This window comes from Curtobacterium sp. APC 4022 (genome assembly GCF_030407555.1).
Taxonomy (GTDB): Bacteria; Actinomycetota; Actinomycetes; order Actinomycetales; family Microbacteriaceae; genus Curtobacterium.
The window spans coordinates 30,595-56,341 of record NZ_JASDDD010000017.1 but is presented as its reverse complement, the minus strand read 5'-3'; the positions used below and the strand labels follow the sequence as shown (position 1 = coordinate 56,341).

27 protein-coding genes and 1 tRNA gene are annotated in these 25,747 nt (G+C 72.5%); 14 read left to right on the top strand and 14 right to left on the bottom strand.

All coding sequences use genetic code 11. The features are described from left to right. Positions 1–58 precede the first annotated feature (58 nt). The 3 genes from QL987_RS07835 to QL987_RS07825 all read right to left on the bottom strand — a co-directional run bounded on the left by QL987_RS07835 (position 59) and on the right by QL987_RS07825 (position 3,672). The gene (locus QL987_RS07835) at positions 59–898 is read right to left on the bottom strand and encodes a hypothetical protein (RefSeq protein ID WP_290157066.1); all 840 of its coding nucleotides are present in this window, start codon (positions 896–898) and stop codon (positions 59–61) included. After that, positions 895–1,473, bottom strand: a complete 579-nt coding sequence (locus QL987_RS07830) for a sigma-70 family RNA polymerase sigma factor (RefSeq protein ID WP_221850401.1) — start codon at positions 1,471–1,473, stop codon at positions 895–897. The genes QL987_RS07835 and QL987_RS07830 overlap by 4 nt, the downstream gene beginning before the upstream one ends. Positions 1,474–1,554: 81 nt before the next feature. Further along, positions 1,555–3,672, bottom strand: coding sequence for a cytochrome c oxidase assembly protein (locus QL987_RS07825; protein WP_290157063.1), 2,118 nt, complete (start codon positions 3,670–3,672; stop codon positions 1,555–1,557). 139 nt (positions 3,673–3,811) lie between these two features. Between QL987_RS07825 and dcd the strand changes: the two genes are divergently transcribed. The 3 genes from dcd to QL987_RS07810 all read left to right on the top strand — a co-directional run bounded on the left by dcd (position 3,812) and on the right by QL987_RS07810 (position 5,327). After that, positions 3,812–4,399, top strand: coding sequence for a dCTP deaminase (dcd, locus tag QL987_RS07820; protein ID WP_290157061.1), 588 nt, complete (start codon positions 3,812–3,814; stop codon positions 4,397–4,399). A gap of 77 nt (positions 4,400–4,476) precedes the next feature. Beyond that, the gene (locus tag QL987_RS07815) at positions 4,477–5,001 is read left to right on the top strand and encodes an XRE family transcriptional regulator (protein WP_290157058.1); all 525 of its coding nucleotides are present in this window, start codon (positions 4,477–4,479) and stop codon (positions 4,999–5,001) included. Continuing rightward, on the top strand, positions 4,998–5,327 hold the full coding sequence (locus QL987_RS07810; protein WP_290157057.1) for a hypothetical protein: 330 nt from the start codon (positions 4,998–5,000) through the stop codon (positions 5,325–5,327). Before QL987_RS07815 ends, QL987_RS07810 begins: the two co-directional genes overlap by 4 nt. Positions 5,328–5,385: 58 nt before the next feature. Here the strand turns inward: QL987_RS07810 and QL987_RS07805 are convergent, their stop codons facing one another. Then, positions 5,386–5,721 (bottom strand): hypothetical protein, encoded by a 336-nt coding sequence (locus tag QL987_RS07805; protein WP_253466766.1) that lies wholly within the window; start codon positions 5,719–5,721, stop codon positions 5,386–5,388. A gap of 1 nt (position 5,722) precedes the next feature. After that, positions 5,723–6,796 (bottom strand): DUF6177 family protein, encoded by a 1,074-nt coding sequence (locus tag QL987_RS07800; protein ID WP_290157055.1) that lies wholly within the window; start codon positions 6,794–6,796, stop codon positions 5,723–5,725. A 205-nt stretch (positions 6,797–7,001) separates the two neighbouring features. Between QL987_RS07800 and QL987_RS07795 the strand changes: the two genes are divergently transcribed. From QL987_RS07795 to QL987_RS07775, 5 genes are all read left to right on the top strand, one after another. Beyond that, positions 7,002–7,072 (top strand) — tRNA-Gly (locus QL987_RS07795). A gap of 154 nt (positions 7,073–7,226) precedes the next feature. Beyond that, positions 7,227–7,790, top strand: a complete 564-nt coding sequence (locus QL987_RS07790) for a sigma-70 family RNA polymerase sigma factor (RefSeq protein ID WP_290157054.1) — start codon at positions 7,227–7,229, stop codon at positions 7,788–7,790. A 117-nt stretch (positions 7,791–7,907) separates the two neighbouring features. Continuing rightward, complete coding sequence (locus QL987_RS07785) at positions 7,908–8,381, top strand: hypothetical protein (RefSeq protein ID WP_290157051.1); 474 nt, start codon at positions 7,908–7,910, stop codon at positions 8,379–8,381. 52 nt (positions 8,382–8,433) lie between these two features. Next, positions 8,434–8,892, top strand: a complete 459-nt coding sequence (locus tag QL987_RS07780; protein ID WP_290157048.1) for a hypothetical protein — start codon at positions 8,434–8,436, stop codon at positions 8,890–8,892. 146 nt (positions 8,893–9,038) lie between these two features. After that, the gene (locus tag QL987_RS07775) at positions 9,039–10,163 is read left to right on the top strand and encodes an SGNH/GDSL hydrolase family protein (RefSeq protein WP_290157046.1); all 1,125 of its coding nucleotides are present in this window, start codon (positions 9,039–9,041) and stop codon (positions 10,161–10,163) included. Positions 10,164–10,245: 82 nt separating this feature from the next. On the opposite strand, the gene QL987_RS07770 is transcribed toward QL987_RS07775, so the two are convergent. Further along, the gene (locus tag QL987_RS07770; protein ID WP_290157045.1) at positions 10,246–11,241 is read right to left on the bottom strand and encodes an alpha/beta hydrolase; all 996 of its coding nucleotides are present in this window, start codon (positions 11,239–11,241) and stop codon (positions 10,246–10,248) included. Further along, positions 11,234–12,721, bottom strand: a complete 1,488-nt coding sequence (locus tag QL987_RS07765) for an MFS transporter (RefSeq protein ID WP_356840325.1) — start codon at positions 12,719–12,721, stop codon at positions 11,234–11,236. Before QL987_RS07765 ends, QL987_RS07770 begins: the two co-directional genes overlap by 8 nt. Before the next feature lie 118 nt (positions 12,722–12,839). Here QL987_RS07765 and QL987_RS07760 point away from each other — a divergent pair, with 118 nt between their 5' ends. Further along, the gene (locus QL987_RS07760; protein ID WP_290157043.1) at positions 12,840–13,964 is read left to right on the top strand and encodes an FAD-dependent oxidoreductase; all 1,125 of its coding nucleotides are present in this window, start codon (positions 12,840–12,842) and stop codon (positions 13,962–13,964) included. 26 nt (positions 13,965–13,990) lie between these two features. Here the strand turns inward: QL987_RS07760 and QL987_RS07755 are convergent, their stop codons facing one another. Next, a complete protein-coding gene (locus tag QL987_RS07755; RefSeq protein WP_111076023.1) occupies positions 13,991–14,833 on the bottom strand; it encodes a formate/nitrite transporter family protein in 843 nt (280 codons plus the stop codon). Between the two features lie 139 nt (positions 14,834–14,972). Here QL987_RS07755 and QL987_RS07750 point away from each other — a divergent pair, with 139 nt between their 5' ends. From QL987_RS07750 to QL987_RS07740, 3 genes are all read left to right on the top strand, one after another. Further along, complete coding sequence (locus QL987_RS07750; protein WP_290157042.1) at positions 14,973–16,070, top strand: glycerate kinase; 1,098 nt, start codon at positions 14,973–14,975, stop codon at positions 16,068–16,070. Positions 16,071–16,235: 165 nt separating this feature from the next. After that, the gene (locus QL987_RS07745; protein ID WP_111076025.1) at positions 16,236–17,282 is read left to right on the top strand and encodes an NAD(P)-dependent alcohol dehydrogenase; all 1,047 of its coding nucleotides are present in this window, start codon (positions 16,236–16,238) and stop codon (positions 17,280–17,282) included. Positions 17,283–17,526: 244 nt separating this feature from the next. Beyond that, a complete protein-coding gene (locus QL987_RS07740) occupies positions 17,527–18,489 on the top strand; it encodes a helix-turn-helix domain-containing protein (protein ID WP_290157040.1) in 963 nt (320 codons plus the stop codon). A 59-nt stretch (positions 18,490–18,548) separates the two neighbouring features. Here the strand turns inward: QL987_RS07740 and QL987_RS07735 are convergent, their stop codons facing one another. The 4 genes from QL987_RS07735 to QL987_RS07720 all read right to left on the bottom strand — a co-directional run bounded on the left by QL987_RS07735 (position 18,549) and on the right by QL987_RS07720 (position 22,589). Further along, a complete protein-coding gene (locus tag QL987_RS07735; protein ID WP_290157039.1) occupies positions 18,549–19,985 on the bottom strand; it encodes a hypothetical protein in 1,437 nt (478 codons plus the stop codon). Continuing rightward, on the bottom strand, positions 19,975–20,826 hold the full coding sequence (locus QL987_RS07730) for a TIGR03943 family protein (RefSeq protein WP_290157038.1): 852 nt from the start codon (positions 20,824–20,826) through the stop codon (positions 19,975–19,977). Before QL987_RS07730 ends, QL987_RS07735 begins: the two co-directional genes overlap by 11 nt. Next, on the bottom strand, positions 20,813–21,832 hold the full coding sequence (locus tag QL987_RS07725; RefSeq protein WP_290157035.1) for a permease: 1,020 nt from the start codon (positions 21,830–21,832) through the stop codon (positions 20,813–20,815). Before QL987_RS07725 ends, QL987_RS07730 begins: the two co-directional genes overlap by 14 nt. A gap of 178 nt (positions 21,833–22,010) precedes the next feature. Then, positions 22,011–22,589 (bottom strand): TetR family transcriptional regulator C-terminal domain-containing protein, encoded by a 579-nt coding sequence (locus QL987_RS07720; RefSeq protein ID WP_111076029.1) that lies wholly within the window; start codon positions 22,587–22,589, stop codon positions 22,011–22,013. 90 nt (positions 22,590–22,679) lie between these two features. Here QL987_RS07720 and QL987_RS07715 point away from each other — a divergent pair, with 90 nt between their 5' ends. After that, on the top strand, positions 22,680–22,994 hold the full coding sequence (locus tag QL987_RS07715) for a multidrug efflux SMR transporter (protein WP_290157034.1): 315 nt from the start codon (positions 22,680–22,682) through the stop codon (positions 22,992–22,994). Next, a complete protein-coding gene (locus tag QL987_RS07710) occupies positions 22,994–23,401 on the top strand; it encodes a multidrug efflux SMR transporter (protein WP_221850387.1) in 408 nt (135 codons plus the stop codon). The genes QL987_RS07715 and QL987_RS07710 overlap by 1 nt, the downstream gene beginning before the upstream one ends. Before the next feature lie 147 nt (positions 23,402–23,548). On the opposite strand, the gene QL987_RS07705 is transcribed toward QL987_RS07710, so the two are convergent. Continuing rightward, positions 23,549–24,688 carry a CE1758 family FMN-dependent luciferase-like monooxygenase gene (locus tag QL987_RS07705; RefSeq protein ID WP_290157032.1) on the bottom strand — a complete coding sequence of 380 codons (1,140 nt, stop codon included), beginning with the start codon at positions 24,686–24,688 and terminating at the stop codon, positions 23,549–23,551. 186 nt (positions 24,689–24,874) lie between these two features. Continuing rightward, a complete protein-coding gene (locus QL987_RS07700) occupies positions 24,875–25,672 on the bottom strand; it encodes a phosphatase PAP2 family protein (protein ID WP_290157031.1) in 798 nt (265 codons plus the stop codon). Positions 25,673–25,747 lie beyond the last annotated feature (75 nt).

Sequence of the window (25,747 nt, the reverse complement as noted above, 5' to 3'; positions counted from 1 at the left end):
CGCCTCCAGACCGGTCCCGTCCGTCGTCCGGCTGCGCCCCGCACGGCCAGCGCTCCCGCTACCGCTCCCCCGCGTACCGCGGGTCCGCCGCCGGGTCGTACCGCGCTCCCGCCGCGCTCGTGAACTCCTGCGCGTCCGGGTGCTCGGCCTGCCACAGTGCGCCGACCTGCCCCAGCTCGACCGCCCCACACCGGGTGTCGGCCTGTGCCGACTCGGCAGCAACCGCGATCGCGAACACGACCGGGTCCTCGTCACCGAGGTCGACCGGGTGCCCGGACGCCCGCATGCACCCCACGTACCGGTCCCACGCCGCGATGTACTCCGGCCTCGTGACGACCCCGTCCTCGACGGCGTCCTGCTGCTCGGGCGACGGACCCGGCACCGGGTCCGGACGTGCCCACGCAGCCCAGACGGTCATCGGGCTCCCGGCGTGGTCCACCCGGACGACCGGCCGCTCCCCCGCACTCGACCCCACGGGCAGGGTGACCGACGTCCCGCAGTCCGCGGTCGTCGGCTCACCATCGCCCTCGTCCGCCCCGACGGTGACGGTCGCGGTCTCGGGCGGCGCGCACTGCAGCCCGACGGCGACGTGGTGCGCGCCGGACGGCCGGTCGGGCAGTGTCAGGCTCGTCGCCCCGTCGCTGACGCGGACGACCGGTGCGCCGAGCAGGGTCACGTCCCCGGCTGCACCGGTCTCGACGAGGGCTGTCGCGTCCTCGGGGGCGAGCGTCTGCTGCAGGAACCCGGTGCCGACGAGCGCTCCGGCGGTGAGGGCGCCGGCGGCGACGAACGCGCCGACGCCGATCGTCGGCACGAGCCAGCGACGCCGCCTGGCGGAACGACCGACGCGGTCGACGAGCAGGGCGCGGAGGGCGTCGTCTCGGGAGGTCGTGTTCATCGTGGTCCTCCGGTGGTGGTCGCGGGTGCTGTGGGGGCCGCCGTCTGCTCGGCGAACTGTGCGCCGAGGCGTTTCCGGGCGCGGGAGAGGCGGGACTTGACGGTCCCGATCGGGACACCGAGGACCTCGGCGGCCTCGGCCTCGCGGTGCCCGGCGATCACGCAGAGGGCCAGGACCTGCTGGTCGGCCGGGGAGAGCCTCCGGAACGCGGCGACGGCAGCGCCGTCGTCGTGTCGGTCGGCCGGGTCCGGAGCGTGGTCGGCGGGCGGGAGTGTGGCGAGCAGGCGCCGGTACCGCATCGTGGTCCGCGTCGCGTTGCGGGCCACGTTCGTCGCGGTGACGAGCAGCCACGGCAGCAGGTCACCGTCGACGAGCCGGGCGCTCCGTCGCCGCCGCCAGGCTTCGAGGAAGACGACGGCCACGACGTCGTCCACGTCCACCTCAGGCGGCACCAGCCGGAGCGCGTGGCGGTGCACGCGGTCGCGGTGACGGTCGAAGACGCGGCCGTAGGCCTCGCCGTCACCGCGGCCCGCGGCCGCCCAGTCCTCGGCGTCGTCGCCGCTTCCGGTTCTCATGTCCTGGAGTGTCCGGCACCGCCCGGATGGTTCCACCCGGTCGTACCCGCGTGTCGGAGCGGTGCCCCTTCTGCGGTCCGGTCAGTCCCGGCGCTGCATGGCGGTCAGGCGCTCGTTGTACGCCTTGAGCTCGGCGTCGCCGTCGCGCTCGGCCTGGCGGTCCTTGCGCTTGGCGATGCGCTCGTCGGAGCGCACCCAGTTCCGCACGACGAGCAGCGCGACGAACACCATCGGCAGCTCGGACGCGCCCCACGCGATGCCGCCGCCGACGTGCTGGTCGTCGAGCAGGGCGCGGTCGTTCGTCTGCCCGAGCGCGTGGAACCAGTCGATCGCGTACACCGACTGCGACGTCATGACGGCCACCCCGAAGAACGCGTGGAAGGCCAGCGTCGCGAGCAGGGCGATGATGAGGATCGGGTACTGCGGACGAGCCGGGCCCGGGTCGATGCCGACGAAGACCCAGAAGAACAGGTACCCGCTGAACACGAAGTGCACGACCATCACGACGTGCCACTCGTGCGACTGCATCGCGTACTCGAACGCTGGCGTGAAGTAGAACACCACGAGGGACCCGGCGAAGATGACACCGGCGACCGCGGGCTTGCCGAGGAACTGCATCCACCGCGAGTGCACGAACAGCATCAGCCACTCGCGAGCGCCGCGGGAGCCGTCGTTGCGGACCGGCAGGGTGCGGAGCGCCAGCAGCACCGGACCGCCGAGGACCAGCGGCAGCGGGACGAACATCATCAGCAGCATGTGCTGGACCATGTGCGACGAGAAGTGGATCATGCCGTAGACCGCCGGGCCGCCGGAGGTCGTCCAGATGAACACGGCGCAGCCGAGCAGCCACGCGATGGTCCGGCCGACCGGCCACGAGTCACCGCGCTGCCGGAGCTTCCGGACGCTCCACAGGTACCAGCCGGCGCCGACCAGGGCGAGCGCGAGCCACATCCAGTCGATGTGCCACTGCGACAGGTACGTCTGCATGGTCTGTACCGGCGGGTACGCGTAGCCGATGAGCCCTGAGCGGGTGTCCGCCCCGGTCTCCGGCGTCTGCGGGATCGGCGGCTGGCTGCGGGACACCGCGACCGAGACACCGATCGCGACGGCCATGAAGACGATCTCGGCCAGGGCGAACCGCACGAACAGGCGGCGGTCGGTCGGCGCGCGGAGCAGCCCCGGCACGAGCTTCCGCCGCTGCACGACCCCGGCGATGCCGAGCAGCACCAGGATCGTGGCCTTGGTCGTGATGAGCCACCCGTAGGGCGTCGTGAACAGGTCGAGCGGCCCGGTCAGCCGGAGCTGCGCGTTCACGATGCCCGAGAACGCCACCGCACCGAACGCCCACCCGGCGAGCGTCGAGTAGCGGGCGACGACGCGTCCGGTGGCGCCCTTCATCCGGGTGCGGAGCAGCACGACGGCGACGAGCCCGCCGGCCCACACGCACACCCCGAGCAGGTGCACGGCGAGGGAGTTCACGGCGTTGGCGTGCTCGAGCGACCCCGCGGCGTGGCCGGACAGGGCGAGGGGCAGCAGCGCGAAGAGCGCCGCGACGGTCGCGAACGCCAGGGTGGTGGCGCGGGTGGCCAGTGCCGCGAGCACCGTCGCGATGAGGATCGCGGCGGCGGAGACGACCAGCGACTGGCCGATCTCGACCTGGAACGCGAAGAGCAGGAAGTTGCGGGCGAAGACGGGGCTGGTCAGCGGGACACCCAGCGTGTTCGCCCCGGTGAGCACGATGCCGACGACGGCGGCCAGGAACCAGATCGACCCGGCGATCGCCGCCCAGCGTGCGGCCCGGTGCTGCACCGACGACATCGCACCGTGGTCGGCCTTCTGCGCCGGCAACGCGAACGCCGCGACGATGAGCAGGCCGACGGTCAACGCCGCGACGCCGTCGTGGACCCCGCGCGCGGCCACCAGACCGAACTGCACCAGGTCACCGGCGGACTCCAGCTGCTGGTTCGCGGTGAACGCGCCCGTGATCGTCATGCCGAGGACCGCGCACGCGACCACGAGGGGCAGGGCGATGACCAGGACGGTCGCGACGGTGGACGTGCGGGTGGTGACGGGCGCGTGTTCCGGTGCCGGGCCTCCCGTCCGGGTGGCAGTGTCCGGACGCTGCGCGCTGTCCGGACGGTGGGCGCTGTCGGTCCCGGTGGCGCTGTCCGGTTGGGGCTGAGAAGACGTGACGGCCATACCTGTCTCGGGTCGGTTCCGTCCGCGGTCCGCGGACCCTCCATCGTAGGCGCGCCGCTCTGGACCCACCATGTGGATCCACCCCCTGGTCCGCACCCGACCAGCCACGTCCGCCCGGGTCGGCCAGTAGGCTTCCCCCGTGCTGCTCTCCGACCGTGACATCACCGCCCAGCTCGACCAGGGCCGGATCGGCCTCGACCCGTACGACGCCGCCCTCGTGCAGCCGTCGAGCATCGACGTCCGGCTGGACAAGTACTTCCGGCTGTTCGACAACCACAAGTACCCGCACATCGACCCCGCGTTGGACCAGCCCGACCTGACGCGCCTGGTCGAGACCGACCCGGACGAGGCCTTCGTGCTGCACCCGGGCGAGTTCGTGCTCGGTTCGACCTTCGAGGTCGTCTCGCTGCCGGACGACATCGCCGCCCGGCTCGAGGGCAAGAGCTCGCTCGGACGGCTCGGGCTGCTGACGCACTCGACCGCCGGCTTCATCGACCCGGGCTTCTCCGGCCACGTGACCCTCGAGCTGTCCAACGTGGCGACGCTGCCGATCAAGCTCTGGCCGGGGATGAAGATCGGGCAGCTCTGCTTCTTCCAGCTGTCGAGCCCGGCCGAGAAGCCCTACGGGTCCGCGGACTACCAGTCCCGCTACCAGGGGCAGCGCGGACCGACGGCGTCGCGGTCGGCACTGAACTTCCACCGGGCGGACGTGTCCCAGCCGCGCTGAACGGGCCTCCCGGTCGGTTCGCCGAGTCGCCAGCGGAATCCGGTACGAAATACGGAATCCTGTGTATCGTTGCCGACATGCCGCCTGGACACGCTCGTGCGTCGATGACGACGCTCTCCGCCGCCGCGATCATCCGTGACGCCCGGCAGCGCGCCGACCTGACCCAGGTGCAGCTCGCCCGGCGGGCGGGCGTCACCCAGAGCGTGATCAGCACCTACGAGAACGGGCGTCGCGAGCCCTCGCTCGCCGCCCTGCAACGTCTGCTGCTCGCCGCGGGCTTCCGCACGTCGATCGACCTGCAGCCCGTCTCCGAACCCCTCCCCCTGCGCGAGCTGGTCCACCGGCACCGTGACGAACTCTGCGCTTCCCTCGCCCAGCACGGAGCCGTCGCCGTCCGCCTGCTCGTCGGCGCCTCCGGACCGCACCGCGAGGACGACTGGCCGGCCGACGTCGAGCTCGTCGTGGACCTGACCCCGCCCACCGGCATGTTCGCGCTGATGCGGATGCAGGACGACGCCGAGGCCCTGCTCGGCGTCCGCGTGGACGTCCTGGCCGCCGACGCGCTGCCGGACGACGTGCTCGAGCGGGCGGTCCTGCTGTGACGGCGCCCGTCCGGCAGTCCCTGGACGACGTCATCGCGTCCTGCGACCGGATCCGCACGTACGTCGCCGACCCGGCCCTGCCCGAGGAACTGGTGCACGACGCCGTGCGGATGCGCCTGGTCGACATCGCCGCCGCGGTGCAGCGTCTCCCGCCGACGATGACCGTGCAGGAACCGGCCGTGCCGTGGTCGCAGGTGTCCGCGCTCGCGGAACGGTTGACGCGGCGGCCGATCGAGACCCCGGCGTCCGTGCTGATCGGCACGGCGCGGACCGACGTGCCGGTCCTCTGTGCCGCGGCACGCCGGATGCGCGCCCGCTGCGCCTGAGGTGCGACGGCAGCGGCAGCGTCGGGCATTGCCGCCCGCAGCGAGCGGCGACCGCTCGTCAGTCCCCGTGAACGATGCAGACCGCGTCGAGGTCGAGCGATGCCTCCAGCGCCGCCGTCACCCCGCGCTCGCCGTCCTCGTCGAACGGCGTCACCGTGTCGACCCACCACAGCGGCACCGCGAGCGCCGGGGCATCGGGCAGCAGCCGGGCGACCTCGTCGACCTCGTCGACCCGACGCACGCCGAGCACCGTGATGACCGGGTGCGTGGCGTCGCGGCAGACCTGCAGCATCGGCCCGTCGTCGAGCGCCCGGACGCCCCACGCGTCGTCGTGGAGCAGCAGCGCCTCGGCCACGTCACGGACCTGCACCTCGCCGCGGCAGAGGAGGGTCACGTCACGCGGCACCCGGGGACCCCTGACCGCCGTGCTGCATCGCGTGCGGCCCGAGTGCGCCGTCGTCGTGGGCGGCGTCGAGGGGCGCACCGCCGACGAGCTGCAGGAAGCGGTCCTCGTCGATGCGGTCGAGGAACGACTCGAGCGCGGTCCAGCCGTCCTCGAACCGGACGACCAGGCCTTCGCCGACCTCGCCCGCGAAGGTGTCGGTGGTGGTGCGGACCGGCGGCCACTCGCCGCGGCGGTCCAGGAAGCGGGTGGCCTCGGGGCCGACGATGACCGCGAGCGGCTCGGGTTCGCCGTAGCCGACCGCGCGGACCAGGTGGTCGGCGTCCCCGCGGCGCTGCATGACGACGCCGAAGACCGGCTCGACGTCACTGGCGACCCGGTGCACCGCGTCGAGCAGGCGGGAGGCGAGCTGCGGGTCGGACCCACCCTCGGGGACGGTGAGGACGGCGGACATCGTCTCGACGACGACCCCGCCGGTCAGGTGCGCGGTCATCGTCGCGGCGAAGCCGTCGCCGATCGCGTAGGAGGTGCTGATGCCGGGCGACTCGTGCATCGCGTACTGCGTGACGACCCACCGGTCCCAGGTCGACGTCAGCGGTTCCGAGGTGCCCCACCGCGTCGGGCAGGTGCCGACCGTCTCGCACAGCGCCTCGATCGCGGAGCCGATGTCGACCGTGCGCTCGTCATGGTGGCGGAGGGTCAGGTCGATGCTGATCTGCCGGACCGAGCCGACGGCGTCGCGGTGCTCGGGCGAGGGGTCGCCGAGGAGTTCGGGACCGTGCGTGACGAAGTCGTCGAGGCTCGCGTTCGGCACACCCGTGCGGCCGTCGCGGAGCGCCCCGTCCGGTCCGCGGACCGCCCACGCAGCGCCGTGCGCACCCAGCGCGTGCCGCAGGGCGGGGGTGAGTGCAGCCTCCTGGCCGGTCCGCAGGACGACCGTGCGACCGGCCGCTTCGGCGCGACGCAGCAGGGAGTCGAGGGAGTCCGTGAGCCACACCACGGGGGCGCTGGAATCCACCACGATGGCCGGGCCGACCACGTCGTCGATGAGGGGGTGTCGGACCATTCCGGTTCCTCCTCGGGTCGGTCGTGCGAGCTCGGTGATCCCCTCGGACGCTACACACGGCCCCCTGGCGATGTCCGTCGGAGAGCGCGGCTCACAGCGGAGAGACAGGGGCGGACGGGAGGCCCGGCGTGCGTCCGCCACGGGCGTCCGGCTGGCATCCAGCGGAAGTTCCGCTAGGCTGGTGCGGTCCCGTTCGACGGGATGCGCGAGTGTAGTTCAATGGTAGAACTCCAGCTTCCCAAGCTGGTAGCGCGGGTTCGATTCCCGTCACTCGCTCCGATTCCTCCTCCAGGCTGATGGCGCTGCACGTGCCGCTCAGACCGTCGCCGCTGCGCGGGCCTGGCCCTCGCACTGGGGTTCCCCGTACGCCCACCGACGCCGGACTCGAGTCCGAAACCTCCTCACGACATCTTCGTGAGGAGCGGACCCCATGCCGACGACGACACCGCACCACACCGTGCCGGGTTCGACCGGAACGACAGAACGTCCTCCCGCCGCGGTGGATCGGGAGTTCGCGACGATCGTGGCCGGGAACGCATCGCTGCTCCGGGCCATCGCCGTGCGGATCCTCGGTGGTTCCAGCGACGCGGACGACGTCGTGCAGGAGACCTTCATCGCCGCCTGGACACACCTCGACGGGGTGCGGGACGCTGACGCCGTCACCGCGTGGCTGGTGACCACGGTCCGACGCCGGAGCTTCGACCGGCTGCGGAGCGCCGCGGTGCGGTACCGGACGGAGCTCGACGACTCCGTGGCAGCGTGCACCGAAGACACCCCCGGTGCGGTCGCGGAACGGACGTCACTGGTCGCAGCGGCACAGCGGGTCCTCGACGGCATGACGCCGGCGCAGCGCCGGTGCTGGGAGTTGCGTCACCTCGAACACCGCTCCTACGCCGAGATCGCCGACGCCCTGGGTCTGCCCCAGTCGACCGTCCGCGGCCAGATCGCTCGCGCCCGAGCCGTGATCGCGGGCGCCCTCGTCCTCTGGCGCTGACAGGGGCACGACCGCCGGACGCTGCTCACGCAGAATGGAGACGGCACGGCGACCATCGAGGACACCGCGACCGGCGTGACGCGTCACAGATGAGTTCGTCTGGAAGGAAACAGTGAAGTGGTGAGCCGCAGGAAGGCTTCAGCAGTTCTGACGCTCATCCTGGCCGCGGTGCTCTTGAGCGCTTGCACTGGCGCACCGCTCGGTGGTGCGCCAACCCACCAGGCATTCGAGGAGCGGGTTTCCGGGACGTGGGTCGAGAAGTCCGGCGCCGCAACCGCGACGCTCGTCCTTTCCGGGAGCGGGAAGTTCGAGGCACGCAACTTCCCGGCCGTCCTCGTGTGCAACAAGTCACCCGGTGGCCCCGAGCTCCAGGCATGTCTCTCGAACCCGGGTGCCAGCTCGATCTCCGTTGACGGCACGTGGTCGGTGCTCGACGACGAGCAGGGAATGCTCGAGCTCGACAGCGACGGCCAACTCTTCAGCGTCGCGTACCGGGACTTCGACAGCTTCTCCGCGAAGTCCTTCTCCCTCGGCTTCTACTCTGGGACGACGGACAAGCCGGAACCGGACTTCGTCTTCGCGCGACGCTGACCGCGTTCGTGGCCGGACTGCGGGACGGCACGCCCCTCGTCGAGCGATCCACATGGACGGAGAAGGTGAAGTGGTGACAAGAGGCCGGGTAGGCGTCGCAACGCTGATCGCGCTGCTGTCGGTCGCGTTGACCGGGTGCGTCGTCCCGGCACAGCCGGAGCCCCAGGACTACACCGGCACCTGGCGACTCCAGGGAGAGAGCGGCGACCGCGCCGCCGAGTTCACCGTGTCCGCCGACCGGACCTACACGGCGCGCAACATCCCCATCAACCTCGCATGCCGGACCGGGAACGCCGCGACGAGCCCTCCGGGTTGCGCGGACGGCGGGTACCCGACGAACTTCTCCGGGCACTGGAAGGTGGCAGAGGGGAGCTCGCCCGGGATCCGCTTCTACTATGCCGATCGGTTCGTGCGCCAGGGCTACGTGGACAGCGGCGGACTCGCCTTCTACGTCGGGACACTCGATGCTCCCCGCCCGGATTACCTCTTCGTGCGTGCGTCCTCGAAGTGACTCGAGCGGGCTCGTCGAGCCGACGCTCCTGAAGGGCCCGGCTCCCGGAGCTTGCAGCCCTCTCATGGCCGTCAGTCGCCACGAGCCCTAGCCTCGACTCGCCAGACGATCGTCTGGCGAGTCGAGTTCTGGGAAGGAACCCGTCCATGCGTCACGCTCCTCGCCCCCGCTGGTCCACGGCGTTGTTGGTCACCGGTGGAGTCCTCACGGCCGCGTCGCTCGCTGTCGGGGCCACCGGGCCACTCCCCGCAGCACACGCCGACACCGGCACGTCGGTCGGCTCCGCCGTGGCCGCGTCCTCGTCGTCCCGCGGTGGCCTGCACTACGTGGCGCTCGGGGACTCGTACGCCTCCGGGTTCGGCGTGGCGCCCTACAGTTCGGGTCCGGCGGCCGGCTGCGCGCAGTCCACGACCGACTACCCGCACCAGGTCGCATCGTCCCTGGGCCTCCGACTCGACGATCGGAGCTGCGCCGGCGCGACGACCGCCAACGTCACCCGGGTGCCGCAGCCGACCGGTGCGGGGAAGGTCACCGCCGCCCCGCAGGTCGCTGCACTGTCCGCGAGCACCGACGTCGTCACGATCTCGATCGGTGGCAACGACCTCGGCTTCACCGACGTGGTCACGAACTGCATCGCGCTCGGCCAGGACGGTCCGCTGTTCTCCGACATCAACGGCGTGAGCTACGACCACTGCAAGGACCACTACTCCCCGGTCGTGCACGGTGTCGAGCGGGACCGTCTCGCCGCACGCATCAAGAACACCGTCGCGCCGCGGCTCGCACAGACGTTCCGGACGATCGCGCAGCGCGCACCACGGGCGAAGGTGTTCGTCGTCGGGTACCCGATGATCGCGCCGGACGCGGCCCAGTCCCCGAAGGGCTGCTTCTCGAGCATCATCGGTGACTCCGGGCTCGAGCCGCCGTTCCCGCAGAACTCGTTCCCGTTCACCAGCACCGACACCGCGTACTTCCACAAGACCGAGGCGGAGCTCGACGGCGCCATCCAGTCAGCGGCGCAGGCTCGTGGGTTCACCTACGTCTCGACCTTCGACGGGTCCGCGGCCCACACCGCGTGCGCCTCGGCGGGCTCGGCCTGGATCTCCGGGCTCACCCTGACGGACCACCCGGACCCGGCGAACAGCACGCAGCTCGGTGACACGGGCTACGGCCTGCTCTTCGGGTCGCTGCACCCGAACGCCGCCGGTGTCGCGTACCTGCGCGACCAGACCATCGCCGCGATCACCGGGGCGCACGGTCACACGCGCGGCTGATCGACCGGACGAGTGAGGCCGGGTCCACCGACGCGCTCTGCGTCGGCGGACCCGGTCCTTCTCGACCACAGCGTGACGGTGTTCAGCCGCGCTCGGTACGGACCGGGTGCGGCTCGCCGAGCAGTCGCCGGGTCCAGTCGGCCAAGGCCGAGACCGCCCGCCGCGACACCGTGGCGTCGGGCACCATGCTCGTGAAGCCGTGGAAGGCCCCGGGCCACACGTGCAGCTCGGCGTCGACGCCCGCGGCCCAGAGCGCGCTGGCGTAGGCGACCGTCTCGTCGCGGAACACCTCGGCGCTGCCGCAGTCGATGTACGTCGGCGGCAGGTCGGCCAGGGAGGTCGCGCGTGCCGGGGCGGCGTACTCGGACACATCGTCGGTACCACGGCGCTCGCCGAGGTAGGCGTCCCAGCCGGACCGGGTCATCTGACGGTCGGCGACCCCGACACCGTCGATCTGCTGCGTCGACACGGTGCGGTCGCGGTCGTCGAGCATCGGCGACACCAGGATCTGGCCGAGGACGGCCGGGCCGCCCCGGTCGCGCATCAGGAGCGCGGTCCCGGCCGCGAGTCCCGCGCCGGCGCTCTGCCCCGCGATGACGATGCGGTCCGGGTCGATGCCGAGTTCGTCGGCGTGCTCGGCGACCCACACCAGGCCGGCGGCGCAGTCCTCGACCGGGTAGGGGTCCGGGTGTTCCGGGGCGAGGCGGTAGTCGACGCTGATGAGGACGACGTCGTGGTCGAGCAGCCAGTCGTCGTAGGAGTCCAGGTTGCCCAGGTGGTGGCCGAACATCATGCCGCCGCCGTGGATCGTGTAGACCCCGGTCGTCGGACCGGTGCGGCCGATGCGCTGGATGACCGCCAGTTCGATCGGGTCGCCGAGGTACCCGGGCACCGTGATGCTCCGACGCTCGAGACCGCGCGCACGCAGTCCGTCGTCGAGCGTCTCCAGGGGGACGTCGAGCTGGCGCATCCGGGGCAGCATCTCGGGCGTGAGGCGGAACGGTCCGCGTGCGGCGAGCGCGTCGAGGAACGGCCCGAGCTCGGGGTCGAACGGCGGGCGGGTGATGACGTCAGACATGGGATTCCTCCTGAGCGGTGGTGGTGGTTGCGGGGGCGGTGCGGGCACGGAGCACACCGACGACGACCAGGACGGCGGCGACGATCGTGACGACGACTCCGGCGATCGCGACAGCGCCGTCGAACGCCGCGGTCCGGTCCGGTGTCCAGGGCGTCGCACCGAGGCTGCCCGGCACGAGGGCGGCGAGGATCGTGCCGGTCGCAGCGATGCCGACGGCGGTGGCGACCTCGCTCGCGGTGTCGACGAGCGCGGCACCGATCGACGTCCGGTCGGCGGGCAGCCCCTGCAGGACGTTGTTGCCGGCCACGGCGCCGACGACGCGCATGCCGGCCGCGACGAGCACGAGGGCGACCAGGACACCGGGGTAGCCGAGTCGTGCGGTCAGGGCGAACACGGCGAGGCCGACGACGACCGCGGCGGCACTGAGGCGTGCGGCCCGGTCGAGCCCGACGCGTCGGACGAACGGCCCGACGAAGCGGCCACTGGCCAGCAGGACGACCACCTGGGGCAGCGTCCCGACCGCGGCGAGCGCCGGGGGCCAGCCCCAGGCGAACTGCAGCTGCAGGGTGACCACGTACGACAGTGCGGCCATCGCGAGCCCTGCGGCGGCCTTGTAGGCGAGCCCGCTCGAGACCAGCGGTCGGGCGATCAGCTGCAGGTCGAGCAGCGGGTGGCGTGCGGTGCGCTCCCGCACGACGAAGCCGACGGCCACCAGGACGGTCGCCGTTCCGGCCGCCCACCCGGCCCAGCCGGCAGCGCCGCTGACGACGAGCGTCGGGGTGACGAGGACGCCGACGATGCTCGCGGTGCCGAGCACCGCCCCGATGACGTCGACGGGGTCGCGGTGCAGGTCCTCCGAGCGGTCGGCGGCGATGCCCGCGCGGATGCCGATGACGGCGACGAGGGCGATCGGCACGTTCGCGACGAGCAGGACCTGCCACGGTGCCACGGCCAGGACGAACCCGCCGATGGTGGGTCCGACGGCGAGGCCGACCAGCCCGGCGGTGGAGATCACCGTCAACGCCCGGACGCGCAGGTCCTCGGTGCCGAAGAGCCGGAACGCCAGCGCCATCGAGCCGGGGGTCGTCATCGCGGCGGCGACGCCCATCAGCGCCCGGACGACGATGAGCTGCTCCACCGAGGTGACGAACACGGTCGCCAGGCTCGCCACGGCCAGGAGCACCAGGCCGACGAGCATCGTGCGACGACGGCCGACGCGGTCGGCGACCGAACCGAAGAGCAGCATCAGCCCGCCGAAGGCCACCGAGTAGGCGCCGGACACCCACTGCAGGGCGGTCGTCGAGGCGGCCAGGTCGCGGGCGATGGTGGGGAGGGCGACGTTGAGGACCGAGTTGTCGAGCATCTCGAACAGGAACACCGCGGACAGGCCGGCGAGCGGCAGCCAGGCGTCGCGGAGCCCAGCGGGTGGCGAGCCGGTCGGTGCCGATGAAGTCGGAGCTGATGAGGTTCGTCCGTGCACGGGTGCACTCCTTCGATGAAGAAGTGGCGACTCCCGTGAGACGCGTACGCGGTTCCGCCTGCCGGAGCAGAGCGGGTTTTTTCCCTCTGCGTCGAACCCTAACCCATACGGTGTCGTCATGGCCATCGCACCCTCGACCGACGGACCGACCACGCACGCGTTCGACCACGTGGTCATCGGCGGCGGGATCCTCGGCGCCGCCACCGCGCGGTCGTTGGCCGCCCGCGGCGAGCGCGTCCTGCTGCTCGAACAGCACGACCGCGGACACGTGCACGGCTCCTCGCACGGGGGCAGCCGGATCTTCCGCATGGGCTACCCCGACGCGGACTACGTCGAGCTGACGCTGCGCGCCTGGGACGCCTGGGCCGCGCTCGAGTCCGCGTCGGGCCGGACCCTGCTCGACCACACCGGCGCCGTCGACCACGGACGCCCCGAGGTCGTCGACGCGATCGCCGCCGCCCTCGACGCCGCGGGGATCGCCGCCGAACGGCTGGCCCCGGCCGAGGCCGCCGCCCGCTGGCCCGGCATCGCCTTCGAGGGGCACGTCCTGTCGCACGCGACCGCTGGCCGGATCCGTGCCGCGGACGCCCTGGAGGCCCTGCTCGACCTGGCAGCATCAGCCGGCGCCGACCTGCGCTTCGGTGTGCGGGTGACCGAGGTGCACGACGCCGGCGACACGGTGACGCTGCCCCTCGGGGACGGCACCACGGTCCGCACCGGCAGTGTCGTCGCGGCCGTCGGTGCCTGGGCGCCCACGCTGGTGGGTGCGCTGCTCGCCGGGCGTGGGGCGAGCCTCCCGGCCATCCGCGTCACCCAGGAGCAGCCCGCCCACTTCCCCAGCCACCTGCCGGACGAGGCGTGGCCCTCGTTCGTGCACCACCCGGCCGACGGCGGCGGGGTCTACGGGCTGCTGACGCCGGGCGAGGGCGTCAAGGTCGGGTTCCACGGCACCGGGCCGGTCGTCGACCCGGACGACCGCGACCGGACGCCCGACGCGGCCGAGGTGGCGCGGCTGCAGGCGTACGTCGAGCGGTTCGTGCCGGGCGTGGACGCGTCGCGGCCGACGCTGATCAGCTGCCTGTACGACAACTCCCCGGACGAGGACTTCGTGCTCGACCGGCGCGGGCCGGTGACCGTCGCGACCGGGTCCTCCGGGCACGGGTTCAAGTTCGCGCCGCTCGTCGGGGAGATGCTGGCGGACCTCGCGATGGGCGGCGAGCCGCACCCGCGCTTCGCCCTCTGACGCGGGCGCTCCCGGTCCGCCCCGTCTCAGTCCTGCTCGGTCGCCGCGCGCTCGGGGTCGTCCTCGGCGTCGTCGCGGCGGTCCTGGACGAGCTCCTTCGTGCGGAGCAGCCGCAGTGCCGTCACGAGCACCAGCCCACCGAGCACGTTGAACAGCAGCGTGTACCCGAACCACCCGAGCCACTGGCCGTAGGTGATCGGCGCGCCCGACTGGATCGCGCCGAAGACCAGCAGCGAGTCGAGGATCGAGTGGAACAGCTGCAGGCCCGCCAGCAGGAACCCGCCCGCGACGGCGGCGACGAGCTTCGCCGGGTCCGAGTCGGTGCCCTGCTGCATCCGGGTCATCAGCGTGATGGTGCTGCCACCGAGGACGGCGAGCACGATGCTCTGCAACCCGAACGGCGCGTCGATGTAGTGCGACGCGGACTCGGCGAGGGTGGCGTGCCACTGCGGGAACGCCTGCACCACCAGCCACATGAAGACCCACCCGCCGGCGAGGTTCGCGAGCAGGGTGCCGCCCCAGAGCTTCACGAGCTGCAGGACGGTCCCCTCGCGGGCGACGACCGCGGCGACGGGCATCAGGAAGTTCTCGGTGAACAACTCGCTGTGCGCCAGGTGCAGGGCGATGAAGCCGATGCCGAACGCGAGACCGGCGAGCAGGTGGCTGTCGGTCTCGGTGAGCACGGCGAGGTACGCCATCACGCCGAGGCCGACCTCGAGGCCGCCGAAGAACCCGGTGATGACGATCGCCCGGGTCGTGCGGTGCAGGCGTTCGGCGCCCTCCTCGATGGTGGCGTCGAAGGACTCGGCGAGCTCGTCCTCCACGGGGGCGTCGGTGGATCCCAGTTCGCGGCGGCGGTCGTCGGTCATCGTCCGGACGGTACTCAGCCCCGCCCGGGCTCCCCGCGGGGTGGGTCCGCGAAACGCAACGGGGGCGTCATCGCGCAGCGGTACTCCGTGGTGTGACGCCGCCAGGGTTGCGTTCCGGGGAAGCCAGTAGCGTGTGCGGATGCGCGTCGTCATCGCACCGGACTCGTTCAAGGGCACCGCGTCGGCGGCCGAGATCGCGGACGCCGTCGCCGTCGGCTGGCGGAGCGAACGACCGGACGACGACCTCGTCCTGCTGCCGATGGCGGACGGCGGCGAGGGCACCCTCGACGCCGTCGCCGCCGCGGTACCGGGCAGCGAACGCGTGGCGGTGACCGTGACCGGACCGGACGACCGGCCCGTCGAGACGGCCTGGCTCCGACTGCCGGACGGCCGCGCCCTGGTCGAGCTGGCGGCGACGAGCGGGCTGACGCTCCTCGACGACCTCCGCCCCGACACCGCCCACACCACCGGGTTCGGGCAGGCGATCGCCGCAGCCCTCGACGCCGGAGCGACCGGGCTGCTCCTCGGCATCGGCGGCAGCGCCTCGACCGACGGCGGCGTGGGTGCGCTGCAGGCGCTGGGCCTCGCGCTCGGGACGGCGGTGCCGGCGGGCGTGACCGGCGGGGCGGTGCTCGACCACGTGCCTCCCGTCGACACCGGCACGCTCCGATCCCTGCCGCCGCTGGGGGCCGTGGTGCTGACCGATGTGACCTCGCCGCTCCTCGGACCCGACGGCGCCGCCACCGTGTTCGGCCCGCAGAAGGGCGTGACGCCGGACCGTCTGGCCGTGCACGAGGCGCGGCTCAGCCGCTGGGCCGCGTGCTTCCCGGACGTCGACCCGACGACCCCGGGCGCAGGCGCCGCGGGCGGGACGGGCTTCGGCCTCCTGGCCTGGGGCGCCGTCCTCGCGCGCGGCGCCGCGACCGTCGCGGACGCCATCGGACTGTCCGACGCCGTCACCGGGGCCGACCTCGTGGTCACCGGCGAGGGCTGCTTCGACGCGCAGAGCGCTGCCGGCAAGGCGCCGACGGTGGTCCGGGCGCTCGCCGAGGCGCGCGGGATCCCCACGGCGCTGGTCGCGGGGGTGGTGGAGACGTCGGTCGACGGGTTCGCGCTGGCCGCCTCGCTCACGGTCATCGCGACGCAGACCACGGGCGAGCCCGACGACGCCCTCCGGGACCCGGTGCGGTTCGCCCGGATCGCCGGCGCGCGGTTCGCACGGGCGCAGGACGCCTGACGCCGCTCGCGGCCAGCACGCCCGATGCCGCTGGCAAGCAGCACGCCACGCGCCCCCGGGCAACCCGAGGGGTGCCCCGTCCGTACCTGTCACGTGTCGCGCAACCGGAGCAGGATCGTTGGCGGGCCGCACCCGGCCCGACATCCCCACCCCACGAGGAGACCCTTGCGCACCGTCAACGCGTACGCGGCACCGTCCGCGACCGAACCGCTCGTCAAGACCACCATCGAGCGCCGCGACCTCCTGCCCGGCGACGTCATGATCGACATCGCCTACGCCGGCATCTGCCACTCCGACATCCACACCGTCCGCGGCGAGTGGGGCCCCATCCAGTACCCGCAGGTCGTCGGCCACGAGATCGTCGGCCACGTCACCGAGGTCGGCGCGGACGTCACGAAGTACGCCGTCGGCGACCTGGTCGGCGTCGGCTGCATGGTCAACTCCTGTGGCGAGTGCGAGCAGTGCCTCGCCGGCCAGGAGCAGTACTGCCTGAAGGGCAACATCGGCACCTACGCCAGCGTCGACCCCGCCGACGGCACGATCACGCAGGGCGGCTACTCGCAGGCCGTCGTCGTGGACCAGGACTTCGTCCTCCGCGTCCCCGAGTCGCTCGACATCGAGAAGGTCGCCCCGCTGCTCTGCGCCGGCATCACGCTGTACTCGCCGCTGCACCACTGGAAGGCCGGCCCCGGCATGCAGGTCGCGATCGTCGGCCTCGGCGGCCTCGGTCACATGGGCGTCAAGATCGCCGCGGCGCTCGGCGCCGAGGTCACCGTCCTGTCGCAGACCACCTCGAAGCAGGAGGACTCGCTCCGCTTCGGCGCGAAGGCCCACTACGCGACGAAGGACGCCGAGACGTTCGAGAAGCTCGCGAACTCGTTCGACCTCATCATCAACACGGTGTCGGCCAAGGTCGACATGGGTGCCTACCTCAACCTGCTCAAGGTCGACGGCACGATGGTCAACGTCGGTGCGCCGTCCGAGCCCCTCGAGGTCCCGGCCTTCGCCCTGATCCCGGGCCGCCGCAGCTGGGCGGGTTCCGCGATCGGCGGCATCCAGGAGACGCAGGAGATGCTCGACTTCTGCGCCGAGCACGGCATCCTGCCGGAGACCGAGCTCATCAGCGCCGACCAGGTGAACGAGGCCTACGAGCGCGTCCTCGCCTCGGACGTCCGCTACCGCTTCGTCATCGACGCGGCGACGCTCGCGTAACGACCTGCGCGCGACGTCACGCACGTCGTCCCGCCGGTCCACACCGCGAACGGGAGGCCCGTCACCAGCTGGTGGCGGGCCTCCCGTCGTGTGGTCCCCCCGTCCGGACCCGCTGTCCCCCGATACGGGCGCGAACCTGGCCGGGACCTCGACATCTCCCAGGCAAGGTCCGCGGAACGCCGTCCCGGGACGGCAGCGCACGCAGCGACTCGCGTCACGATCCCGAGCGAGGGAAGGTGGAGTCATGACGAATCCGGAGAACTCGGCACCGAACGGCGCGATCGTCGCCGTGTCGGGCACCGACACCGGCGGCGCCGTCAAGGACCTCGCCGGCATGTACGCGGGCCGGACCTGGTATTCCTCCCCCGTCGACCACGACTACTGGTACAAGTACGTCGGCGTCGGCGACGACCGCATGAGCATCCGCCGGTCGCAGATGCACGGGTACCTGCGCGGCGACGTCGCCGTCGAGAACGAGGTCGTCGTCCAGTGGCTCGACGCCGGCCGCGCCCGGGTCGACGTCGGGCGCGACGAGGTCCGCATGGAGCCCGGCGTCCCGACGCTGTTCCCGATCGAGCGACGCTTCGAGATGGAGTACGAGAACTGGGATCAGCGGCTCGTGCACCTGGACCGCGACCTGGTCCTCGACGTGGCCCGCGAGCAGTACATCGTCGACGGCACGCTCGGCTTCGACCGCTCGACCCCGCCGACCGCGGCCGCCGTGCAGGTGTGGCGCGGATCCGTCGCCGGGGCCGTCCAGTCCCTCCGCACCGCGGGCCGGCAGTCCCTCGCCTGGCACGAGGCGCAGCGTGACGTCGTCCGTTCCCTCTTCGGGCTGTACCGGCTGCAGGCCGAGGTGCAGCCCGAGGGCTACGGCGAGCGCCGCAACACACGCGTCCGCAAGGCCGTCGAGTTCCTGCACGAGCACGCCGGCGGGCCGTTGACCGTGACGGACATCGCCCAGGCGGCGGACCTCAGTGTCCGGGCGCTGCAGGAGTCGTTCCAGCGGACGCTCGACCGCACGCCGATGAACTACCTGCGCGAGGTCCGGCTGCGCCAGGTGCGTGCCGACCTGCTCGCGGCGGAGCCGGGGACCGCGTCGGTGGCGGAGATCGCCTCGCGCTGGGGCTTCTCGCACATGGGGCGGTTCTCGGGCGAGTACCTGCGGCGCTTCGGCGAGTACCCGCGGCGGACCCTCCGCAAGTAGCCGCGACGGCCCGGCGGCGGCTCGGCCGCGCGGCGCCGGCCACGCGGCGCCGGCCGCGCTCAGCCGACCTCGTCGCCCGTCGGCAGCGCCGTGCACCAGTCGATCGCCGTGCCTGCCAGGGATGCTTCGAGCGCACCCGACGTGGCGTCGACGACCGTGACGAGCGCGCCGTCCGCAGAACGGGTCGCCAGGGCGACGAACTGCCCGTTCGGCGAGGGGCAGACCGCGGTCACGCTCGCGTCGTCGGGGATGGTCACCGCCAGCCGGGAGGCCCGTGCCCCGTCCACCCGCACGATGCGGGCCGCCAGGGTGCCGTCCGTCCGGGTCGACCCGACCAGTCGCAGGTAACGCCCCTCGGCGAGCGGGGCGATGCGCCCGAGGTACGGCTGGTCGGTGCTCGCCGCCGGCGTGGGCAGCGCGGTCCGGCGGCCGTTCGTCAGGTCCAGCTGCACGATGCCCGTACCGGTCTCGACGACGGCGGTCGTGCCGGAGCCGACGAAGCCGTGCAGGTAGGTCGCGGACCCGAGCCGGACAGGGGCGTTCCGTCCGCCCATGTCGACGAGCACCAGGTCGTCGGTGCCGGTCCGGACCAGGGCGCTCTCGGTGCGCGGCACGTACGCCCACTGGGCGACCGACAGCGGGGTCGCGCCGATCGCGGGCTTGCCGTCCGCCCCGACCGGTTCGGGCTGGTGTGTGCCCGTCAGGTCGACGTCGTACAGGCCGACGTCCTCCGACCGGCCGGACGAGGTGTCGGCGTAGACGAACCCGAACGAAGCCCCGTCGTCGGCCGCGTGCAGGGCCTTCGCGGTGCCGACCGGGCTCGGCATCGACAGCCGTTCGACCGGGACCGACGGGTCCTGCACCCCACCGGCGAGCGGCACGATGTCGATCGCCGAGTGCCCGGAGGGGTCGTTCCGCAGCACGACCAGGGAGCGGGCGAGGACCGCGTACTCGGCGATGCCCGCCGCCCGGTAGACGGTGCGGATGCCGGCGGCACCGAGGTCCCGGCGGACGATCCGGTCGGCGCCGCCGTTCCGCCCCGGCACCACGGCGAGGACGTCGGTGCTGCCGGTCCGGATCGTGGTGCGCAGCTGCGACGCCGCCGCCTGTCCCGGGGCGCGGACGCCGCGGATGCTCAGCGTGTAGTCGCGGTCGTAGTCGAGCGGGCCGGCGAACTCGACGGCGACGGTGTTGCCGCTCGAGGTGACCGAGAACGCCGCCGCGGGGCTGACCCGGACCGCCGACGCCGGGACGCGCTGGACGGCCTGGTTCGCGGTGAGGATCACGCGCTGCGCGGGCCGGGTGACCAGGTCGCTGGCGTCGTACGACACCGAGCGCAGCCGGGGCCCCTGCTGCGCCCCGGCGACGGCGGCGAGCGCGGCGACCACGGCCAGCACGACCACGACGGCCGTGAACCGGCGGCGGAAGCGGTGGGTGACCGGACGTCGGGGACGGACGGCGTCGACGTCGGTGTTGGTGCCGGTGTCAGTACTCATACGGGTCCGAGGGCTGGCTGACCCGGGTGACGGTCGCCGCGCGGATCACGAGCCGCGCGTCCGAGGCGGTGTCCGGGTTCGCGGCGAGGGCGCCCTCGACCCGGACCCACTGGTTCTCCGTCGGCAGCGTGCCGTCGGTCGTCACGCCGATGCCGACCGGCTGGGCGTCGACCGCGCAGCAGCTGACGACGAAGCGGGTCAGGGTGAACGAGCCGTCCGACGCGGGCACCACGAACCCGGTGAGGGTGAGCTTGCGGCCGACGAGCGCGGTCGTGTCGGTGCTCTGCCGGATGAGCGCTGCCCAGTCCTTCACACCGTAGCCGGACGTGTCGACCGACTCGCTGCCGAGGAGCGACACCGGTGCCCCGGCGCCCGTGGCGTCCGACAGCGACGCCGACCCGACACTCCGCTGCTGGGCGGTCCGGGCGGACAGGGTCGTCGGGGGCAGGACGAGCATCGCGACGACGGTGCCGATCGTGACGAGCGCTGCGACCGAGCCGAGGACGACGTGCAGGAGGCGACCACCGCCTCCCGGCCGGGGTTCCGGGTCCCCGTCGTGGGCGTGGCTGCCGTGGCGGGCGACCACGACGAGTCCGGCGACCGAGGCGGGCACCGCGACGGCGGCGAGCACCAGCGTGAAGACGGCGTACCGGGGGTTGATGTAGAGGTCGAGGTGGTCGGCGAGGCCCAGCCAGAGGGTACCGAGGGCGACGGCCAGGACGGACCCGAGCCCGAGCAGGGCGCGGCGCACCGCGGTGCGGTCGGCACGGCTGACGGCTCTCGCCGACCCGTGCTCGTGCTCGTGCTCGTGCTTGACCAGGTGCTGCTCAGACGAGGACATTCATCACCAATCCGACGGTCGCGGCGAACAGGGCGCAGACGACCGCGAGCAGCACCAGGAAGCGGGCGCGGAACGTCGTGCGGAGCAGGGCGATCATCTTGACGTCGATGATCGGCCCGATGATGAGGAACGCGGTGATCGACCCGGGCAGGAACGTCGACGCGAAGGACAGCGCGAAGAAGGCGTCCACGTTCGAGCAGAGCGACACCGTCATCGCCAGCAGCATCATCGCGACGACCGACAGCACCGGGTTCGACCCCACCGCGACCAGGGCACTCCGCGGCACCGCGACCTGGATCGCGGCGGCCAGCCCGGCGCCGACGAACAGGGCCGGCATCATCGTCGCGGTCTCGCCGCCGAAGTGCGACGCGCTCTCGCGCCACTTGTCACGCACCGGCGGGGCGCCGACGGCTGCGCGGCAGCGGGCCTCGAACGCGGGCAGGAGCAGGTCTGCCGGACGGCGGTGTGCGTCGACGATCCAGCCGACCAGGTTCGCGACGACGAAGCCGCCGACGATCCGGGCGGGCAGGATCCACCCGGACCAGCCGAAGGCCTGCGCGGTGCTGATGATGACGAGCGGGTTGAGGATCGGTGCGGCGACGAGGAACGTGACCGCTTCGGCCGGGGTGAACCCGCGGAGCATCAAGCCGCGGGCGAGCGGGACGTTGCCGCACTCGCAGACCGGGAACAGCATGCCGATGAGCGAGATGACCGCGCGCCGGGGCAGCGGCCGGGTCGGCAGGATGCGCTCGAGGACCCCGTGCGGCACCCAGACCTCGACGACGATCGACAGCACGATGCCCAGGACCACGAAGGGCAGCGACTCGACGACGACGCTGATCGCGAGCGTCAGGAAGTCCTGCACCACGTCGGGCAGGCCGGCGGTCCCGACGGCCGGCGAGAGCACGCGGACGGCGAGGAGCGCCACGACGGCGGCGAGGACCAGACCGGGGCCGGTCAGGCTGCGCGGGCGCGTCGTGACGGGGCGGGCGGGGGTGCTCGTCACCGGGACAGGATAGAGGCCGTCCGCGGCGTCGACCTGGAGGCTCGTCCCACGCCCGGTAGACCGTGGCGGGTCCGGCCCTGGTCATGCCGGGCCGGGAGTGGCCGGCATGGGTCGACACTGGCCGGGTCGCCGTGGGCACTGGTCGGCTGGCGGTGGGCACTAGCCGGCTCGCCGTGTGTCAGGCCCGGGCGACCCCGTCGACGTGTCGCTCGAGGACGTCGATCGCCCAGTCCCCCGATTCCCCGGGGGCCAGCCGGGCGACGTGCATCGCGAGGCCGTCGAGCAGGGCGTGCAGCCGGCAGGCCTCGTACTCCAGGTCAGCGCTCGGGACCCCGAGCACCTCGAGGACCCGCTCACACCACCGGCGCATCTCGACGACGACCCGGTCGAGCGTCGGGCGGAGCTCGGCGTCCGTCAGTGCGGCGTTGCCCAGGGCCAGGTAGACGTCGAGCTCGACCACGCGCTCGTCGTCGAGGGGCAGCAGTTCGACCAGCACCGCCCGCGCCCACTGCCGTGTCGGCAGGTCTGCGGGGATCGCCTCGATGCGCTCGCGGGTCCGGTCGAACACCGATGCGATGGCGTGCTCCCGGACGCTCGCCTGGGTCGGGAAGGCGTAGCGGACGGTGCTCGGGGGCAGCCCTGCCTCGGCGGCGACGTTCCGGACGGACAGGGCACCGAGGCCGTCGCGGGCGAGGACCTGACAGGCCGCCGCGGACACGGTACGGCGGCGTTCCTCGAGGTCGATGCTGCGCGCCATCCGGCAATTGTCGCACGACCGTACGAGTTCGTGCTAGAACTGGTCCCCGTGAAGTCGCACAGTCGTACGACTTCGGATCGGAGGAACACCATGGCATGGGTCATCCTGGTGCTGTCCGGCGTGCTCGAAGCCGTCTGGGCCACCGCACTCGGGGCGTCGAACGGGTTCAAGCGGCTGGTGCCGACGATCGTCTTCGTCGCCGGCATGGCCTTGAGCATGGTCGGGCTCGCGTTCGCGATGAAGGAGATCCCGGTCGGCACCGCCTACGCCGTCTGGGTCGGGATCGGTGCCTCGCTGACCGTCGTCGTCGCGGTCCTGCGTCGGCAGGAGGCCGCGTCCCTCGCCCGCCTCGGTCTGGTCCTCGGGCTGGTCGCGTGCGTCGTCGGCCTCAAGGTGGTCAGCTGATGGCCTGGGTCGTGCTGTTCGTCAGCGCCGCGTTCGAGACCGTCTGGGCCACCGCCCTCGGGGCCAGCGACGGGTTCACCCGTCCGGGGCCGACACTCGTCTTCGCCGTCACCATCGTGCTGAGCCTCGGCGCGTTCGGGTACGTGCTCAAGCACATCCCGATCAGCACCGCCTACGCCGTCTGGACCGGCACCGGAGCGGCACTCACCGTGCTCTGGGGCATGGCGACGGGGGCGGAGCCGGTCACGCTCCTCCGCCTGCTGTTCATCGCGGGCATCGTCGGCTGCGTCGTCGGCCTGAAGCTGGTGCCCGCGCGCCCGGCGGCGCAGCGCGCCCCGCGCGCCGCTGGCCGAGGCTCGGCACGGCGGACACATTCGCCCGACCGCGAGACGGATCCCGTCCGCTGAGCCGAGTCTCGGGACCCATGCCCAGTCCAGGGACAGGCGCCGAGTCTGGGGACGCACGCCGAGCCTCGGGACGCGCGCCGAGACGGACGGGAGGCCCGGTGCCAGCTGGCACCGGGCCTCCCGTCCGTCATGGGGTCACGCGACCGGTCAGACCGACGCGCCGGTCCACTCGTCGACCGCCGCCACGTGGTCGGCACCGGCCGTGCCGGCCGCGTGTGCGGCGGCGACGCGCTCCAGGTGCGTCGGCGGGTTCGACGGCACGTGCGCGGGCCGGTCGGACTCGTTGATGCGGCGGAGCTCCGGCACGATGTCCTCGGCCAGGATGTCGATCTGCTCGAGCACCGTCTTGAGCGGCAGTCCCGCGTGGTCGATGAGGAACAGCTGGCGCTGGTAGTGGCCGACGTGGTCCTTCATCGCGGCGTACCGGTCGATGATCTGCTGCGGCGACCCGACGGTGAGCGGGGTCTGGGTGGTGAAGTCCTCCATCGACGGGCCGTGGCCGTAGACCGGGGCGTTGTCGAAGTACGGACGGAACTCGTCGACGGCGTCCTGCGAGTTCTTCCGCGCGAAGAACTGCCCACCCAGGCCGACGATCGCCTGGTCGCCACGTCCGTGGCCGTGGTGCTCGTAGCGCTGCCGGTAGAGGCCGACCATCTGCTCGGTGTGCTGGATCGGCCAGAAGATGTTGTTGTGGAAGAAGCCGTCGCCGTAGTAGGCGGCCTGCTCGGCGATCTCGGGCGTGCGGATCGAGCCGTGCCAGACGAAGGGCGCGACGCCGTCGAGGGGGCGCGGGGTCGAGGTGAAACCCTGCAGCGGCGTGCGGAACTGCCCCTGCCAGTTGACGACCTCGTTCTCCCAGAGCTGGCGGATCAGCGCGTAGTTCTCGACCGCCAGGTTCAAGCCCTGCCGGATGTCCTTGCCGAACCACGGGTAGACCGGGCCGGTGTTGCCGCGGCCCATCATGAGGTCCATGCGTCCGTCGGAGATGACCTGCAGCATCGCGTACTCCTCGGCGATCCGCACCGGGTCGTTCGTGGTGACCAGGGTCGTCGACGTCGAGAGGGTGATGTCCTTCGTGACGCCGGCCAGGTAGCCGAGCATCGTGGTCGGGCTCGAGGCGACGAACGGCGGGTTGTGGTGCTCGCCGGTGGCGAAGACGTCGAGGCCGGCCTGGTCGGCGTGCTGCGCGATCGTCAGGATGTCCCGGACGCGCTGGGTGTCGTCCGGCGTGGTCCCGGTGGTGGGGTCGGTCGTGACGTCACTGACCGTGAAGATCCCGAACTGCATGATGTGCCGCCTCGTCTGTCGCTGGCTCGTTCCGGTTCCATGCGTTTGCATCGAACTGACGAGTACAACGTAGCGCAGGCCGGGGCATTCCCCCCACCGGTGCTGTCGTCGCTTCGGCTGTCGTTGTGGCGGCCGCTGCTGTCTGAGCGGCCGCTGGTGCGGTCGTCGTCGCGGCCGCTGGTGCGGTCAGATGCGGACGGGAGGCGCGTCCGCGCTGGTCGTCGGCGGTACGTGGTGCATGCCGTCGGCCAGCCAGACCGCGGTGATCACGCCGAGGACGCTGGCGGACGACGCCAGCCGACCCGCCAGGAGCATCGCACCGTGGTCGCCGTCCCCGAGGGTGCCGACCAGGAGCGCGACGACGCCGACGAGCAGCGCCGCACCCACGGCGACGAGCAGCAGTGCCGTCACCACCCGCCGCGGTCCCCGGCGTCCGTCGCGGTCGCCTCGGGCCCCTCGGTCCACCTGCGGCCCCAGCGCCCGGACCAGCCCGAGCCAGAACAGCGCGACCGCGCAGGCGCCGATGATGTCGCTCACCCGGTGCCAGCCGTAGACGACGGTCTGGTTGGCGACGAACACCGCGTAGGCAGCACCCACGAGCAGCACCAGGGGGCGGAACCGACGGGGCGTGACCATCAGCACGGCGAACAGTGCCGCGAGGGCGATCGTCGCGTGTCCGGACGGGAACGAGTTCGGCGTCGTCGACTGGGCGATCTCCGGGCGCTCGGCGATACGCTTGAGCAACGTCGAGGTGGCCGCGGACGCCAGCACCACGAAACCCGCTCCGAGCCCCACGGCGAGCCGCCTGCGTGCGAACGCGACGGCGGCGATCACGACGACCAACAGCAGGATCACCGGCACCGAGATGACGTTGAGGGCGGTGTCCGACCCGAACAGGTCGGACTCGCGGACACCGCCGAGCGCGGCGTCCTCCACCCGCTGCCCCAACGGCGTCAACACGGCGACCGCGTAGACGGAAGGCACGATCACGAACCCCAGAGCCGCGAGCAGAGCCCACCGGAGCCTCCGGGAGACGCTCGGTCCACGCCCCTCGTCGAA

Excerpts from the sequence above, each read along its gene's own strand:
- QL987_RS07835 (WP_290157066.1), bottom strand. The coding sequence starts at position 898 with ATGAACACGACCTCCCGAGACGACGCCCTCCGCGCCCTGCTCGTCGAC.
- QL987_RS07830 (WP_221850401.1), bottom strand. The coding sequence starts at position 1,473 with ATGAGAACCGGAAGCGGCGACGACGCCGAGGACTGGGCGGCCGCGGGC.
- QL987_RS07825 (WP_290157063.1), bottom strand. The coding sequence starts at position 3,672 with ATGGCCGTCACGTCTTCTCAGCCCCAACCGGACAGCGCCACCGGGACC.
- QL987_RS07815 (WP_290157058.1), top strand. The coding sequence starts at position 4,477 with ATGCCGCCTGGACACGCTCGTGCGTCGATGACGACGCTCTCCGCCGCC.
- QL987_RS07800 (WP_290157055.1), bottom strand. The coding sequence starts at position 6,796 with ATGGTCCGACACCCCCTCATCGACGACGTGGTCGGCCCGGCCATCGTG.
- QL987_RS07790 (WP_290157054.1), top strand. The coding sequence starts at position 7,227 with ATGCCGACGACGACACCGCACCACACCGTGCCGGGTTCGACCGGAACG.
- QL987_RS07780 (WP_290157048.1), top strand. The coding sequence starts at position 8,434 with ATGGACGGAGAAGGTGAAGTGGTGACAAGAGGCCGGGTAGGCGTCGCA.
- QL987_RS07775 (WP_290157046.1), top strand. The coding sequence starts at position 9,039 with ATGCGTCACGCTCCTCGCCCCCGCTGGTCCACGGCGTTGTTGGTCACC.
- QL987_RS07770 (WP_290157045.1), bottom strand. The coding sequence starts at position 11,241 with ATGTCTGACGTCATCACCCGCCCGCCGTTCGACCCCGAGCTCGGGCCG.
- QL987_RS07760 (WP_290157043.1), top strand. The coding sequence starts at position 12,840 with ATGGCCATCGCACCCTCGACCGACGGACCGACCACGCACGCGTTCGAC.
- QL987_RS07755 (WP_111076023.1), bottom strand. The coding sequence starts at position 14,833 with ATGACCGACGACCGCCGCCGCGAACTGGGATCCACCGACGCCCCCGTG.
- QL987_RS07750 (WP_290157042.1), top strand. The coding sequence starts at position 14,973 with ATGCGCGTCGTCATCGCACCGGACTCGTTCAAGGGCACCGCGTCGGCG.
- QL987_RS07740 (WP_290157040.1), top strand. The coding sequence starts at position 17,527 with ATGACGAATCCGGAGAACTCGGCACCGAACGGCGCGATCGTCGCCGTG.
- QL987_RS07735 (WP_290157039.1), bottom strand. The coding sequence starts at position 19,985 with ATGAGTACTGACACCGGCACCAACACCGACGTCGACGCCGTCCGTCCC.
- QL987_RS07730 (WP_290157038.1), bottom strand. The coding sequence starts at position 20,826 with ATGTCCTCGTCTGAGCAGCACCTGGTCAAGCACGAGCACGAGCACGAG.
- QL987_RS07720 (WP_111076029.1), bottom strand. The coding sequence starts at position 22,589 with ATGGCGCGCAGCATCGACCTCGAGGAACGCCGCCGTACCGTGTCCGCG.
- QL987_RS07715 (WP_290157034.1), top strand. The coding sequence starts at position 22,680 with ATGGCATGGGTCATCCTGGTGCTGTCCGGCGTGCTCGAAGCCGTCTGG.
- QL987_RS07710 (WP_221850387.1), top strand. The coding sequence starts at position 22,994 with ATGGCCTGGGTCGTGCTGTTCGTCAGCGCCGCGTTCGAGACCGTCTGG.
- QL987_RS07705 (WP_290157032.1), bottom strand. The coding sequence starts at position 24,688 with ATGCAGTTCGGGATCTTCACGGTCAGTGACGTCACGACCGACCCCACC.